General features: G+C 77.4%; 3 protein-coding genes. 1 reads left to right on the top strand and 2 read right to left on the bottom strand.

What is annotated here, in order from left to right; genetic code table 11:
- The coding region (locus tag HLB09_RS17910; RefSeq protein ID WP_212771180.1) for a hypothetical protein at window positions 1-220 on the top strand (220 nt) is incomplete at its 5' end.
- 77 nt (window positions 221-297) lie between these two features.
- On the opposite strand, the gene HLB09_RS20170 is transcribed toward HLB09_RS17910, so the two are convergent.
- Both HLB09_RS20170 and HLB09_RS15240 read right to left on the bottom strand, forming a co-directional pair.
- Window positions 298-2,019 (bottom strand): endo-1,4-beta-xylanase, encoded by a 1,722-nt coding sequence (locus tag HLB09_RS20170; RefSeq protein WP_171204177.1) that lies wholly within the window; start codon window positions 2,017-2,019, stop codon window positions 298-300.
- A 98-nt stretch (window positions 2,020-2,117) separates the two neighbouring features.
- A complete protein-coding gene (locus tag HLB09_RS15240) occupies window positions 2,118-2,819 on the bottom strand; it encodes a response regulator transcription factor (RefSeq protein WP_171204176.1) in 702 nt (233 codons plus the stop codon).
- Window positions 2,820-2,906: the final 87 nt, after the last annotated feature.

Here is a 2,906-nt window from a genome sequence, read left to right as displayed (position 1 = left end):
CCTCGACCGGCTCGCGGCGGCCCCGCCCTGCGGCCGGACGACGGGGCGCCGGCGGGTTGTCGCGGCGGCAGCCGGCCTGCAGGCCGGCCTCCGGGAGGGCGGGCACCCGTCGACCACCGACCCGGCGGGGGCCGCGCGCACCGACGTCCTGCGGGAGGTCGCCTCGGTGCGGCTCGTGGCCGTGCACGCCTTCCGGCGTCGGCCGTGGGTCCCGGGGTGACGGCGGGGCGCGCCCGACGGTCGAGGACGTCCCGCGACGGTCCCGGCGGGCGGACCGCCCCTCGACAGGGGCGGCGGTCAACCGCCGAGCACCCGCACCAGCGCCTCGTGGGCCGGGGTCGGCCGTCCGTCGTCGAAGAGGAGGTCGTGGCCCTGCTGGAGCCCCTCGTCGTCGAGGTACCAGTCGTAGCGGTCGTCGACGCCCCAGGTGGTCCAGGCGACGCACGTGGGCGAGCGCAGGCAGGTGTCCAGCACGACCGCGTACTGCTCCGCCTGGGCGGCCGTCCCCTCCGCGTCCGTGACGTCGAGCTCGGAGATGCGGGCGCGGAGCCCGGCCGCCTCGAGGGCCTCGAGCGTGGCGGTGAGGTCCTCGGCGGAGATCACGTCGGTCCCGAGGTCGTAGACGTGGGCCTGGAGGCCGACGCCGTCCACGTGGCCCCCCAGCGCGTTGGTGCGGCGCACCAGCTCGAGCAGGGCGTCCTGGCGCGGGCCGGGCACGTCGGCGCCGTTCTCGTTGACGTACTGCTCGACGTCGGGGTCGGCGTCGTGGACGGCCCGGGAGACCACTGCGGGGTAGTCCGGCCCGAAGGTCCGGTACCAGACGTTCTCCTGCAGGCCGGTCCCCTGGTCGACGTCGAAGGGCTCGTTGACGACGTCGAGGGAGGTGAGCCGCCCCCGGAAGTGGCCCACCACGGTGGCGACGTACGCGAGCAGGGCGTCGGCGCTGTCGCGGCGCTCCTCGGCGGAGCCGGTGGGCAGCTCCTCCATCCAGCGCGGCACCGCCTCGGAGAAGGCGATGGTGTGCCCGTGCACCGCCATGCCCCGGCTCTCCGCCACCGCGAGGAGCGCGTCCGCCTCCTCGAAGGTGTAGACGCCCCGCCGGGGGGAGAGGGACTGCGGCTTCATCGCGTTCTCTGGCGTGATCGCGCCGAAGTCGCCGACGAGCTCCTGCGCGTACTCCTCGTCCGAGACCAGCGGGCCGAGCGCGGCCGCCGCGCCGACCCGGAAGCCCGGACGGACGCGGTCGGCGAGGGCCTGCAGCCCCTCGGGGGACGGCTCGGCCGACAGGTGCGCGGGACCTGCGAGGCCCAGCGAGCCGGCACCGGTCGCCGTGGCGGTGAGGGCTGTGACGCGGAAGGAGCCGTCGTCGCTCGACAGGCCCAGCCAGAGCTCGCCCGAGTCGACGACCCCGCCCCGGGTCGTCGAGGACACGGTCTCCCCGTCGCTCACCACCTCGAGCGCGCCCCCCGACCGGCGCACCGCGAGAGGGGCGGTCGGGTCGACGGCCACGCGCTCCTCGTGCACCGGACGCGGGTCGGTCACGTCCTCCGAGGACGAGCCGTCGAGGACGGCGACCTCGAGCTCGTCGCCGCGCAGGGTCAGGCGCAGGCCCGGCGGCTCGATGCGGAACTCGTCGGCGCGGACGGGCGGACGGTCGTAGACGGCCCAGGTCGCGTCGCCGGTGACGTCGGCCAGGCGCGCGTCGAGGGAGAAGTCCCCGTCGACCAGCAGGTGCGCGCCGGCCAGGTCCAGCGGGGGGTCCGGCTGGCGCGTCTCGCCGTCGGGACCCAGGACGCTGCGGCCGGTGGCCGTGACCTGCAGGGCGTCACCGTCGACGGCGACGCCCGGCACGTCCCGCCAGGCCCCCTGGAGCAGGTCGACGACCTCGCGCTGCGGCGCGGGGGACGGGGGAGCGCACCCCGCCGCGGCGAGCAGGACGCCCGCCGCCAGCGCGCCCCGCGCCCGGGGCCGGCCGCCCCTCGGGCTCCTCGCCCCCGCGCTCTCCCCGGCACCGACCACGTCGGCAGCGTAGGGAGCGGCGCCGCCGGGTCCACCGCTCCCGGGGCGCTCGTCCCCCGGACGGCCCCGGCCGTCGGTGGACGACGCGCCCCGGCGCCTCAGGCGTCCCGGGTGACGACGCCGTTCTCGTAGGCGGCGATGACCACCTGCACGCGGTCCCGCAGGCCGAGCTTGGCCAGCAGGCTGCCGACGTGCGTCTTGACGGTGGTCGTCGACAGCACGAGGAGCTCGGCGATCTCGGCGTTCGACAGACCGCGTGCGACGCAGCGCATGACCTCCAGCTCGCGCGGCGTGAGCCCCCGGAGGGCGGGCGGGACGGCGCCGTCGTCCCGGGCTCCGCCGCCGTCGCCGTCGCCGTCGCCGCCGCCGGCGGTCGGCAGGCGGTCGGCGAAGAGGTCGAGCATCCGGCGGACGAGCCGGGGGGCCACCACCGAGCTGCCGGCGGCGACGGTGCGGACGGCGTCGACGAGCTGGGCGGGCTCCGCGCTCTTGAGGAGGAAGCCGCTCGCGCCGGCCCGCAGGGCCGCGAAGGCGTGGTCGTCGACGTCGAAGGTCGTCAGGACGAGCACCCTCGACCGCGGGTGCTCGGCGACGACCCGCGCGGTGGCCTCGATGCCGTCCACGCCCGGCATGCGGACGTCCATGACGACGACGTCGGGGTCCAGCGCGGCCACCTGCCGGACCGCCACCGCGCCGTCGCCGGCCTCGCCGACGACCTCGAGGTCGTCCTCGGCCTCGAGGACCATCCGGAAGCCCATGCGCACGAGGGCCTGGTCGTCGACGAGCAGGACGCTCGTCACGACCCGTCCCCGGCCGGCGGGGCGGGCCGCCGCGGGGCGTCCGGCGGCGGCGGGGCGTCCGGGGCCGCCGGCAGCTCGAGCAGGACC

Origin of the sequence: Pseudokineococcus marinus (assembly GCF_013004605.1) — a bacterium.
GTDB lineage: Bacteria > Actinomycetota > Actinomycetes > Actinomycetales > Quadrisphaeraceae > Pseudokineococcus > Pseudokineococcus marinus.
Note: the sequence above shows the minus strand (reverse complement) of the source record. Positions and strands in the feature narration are given on the sequence as shown.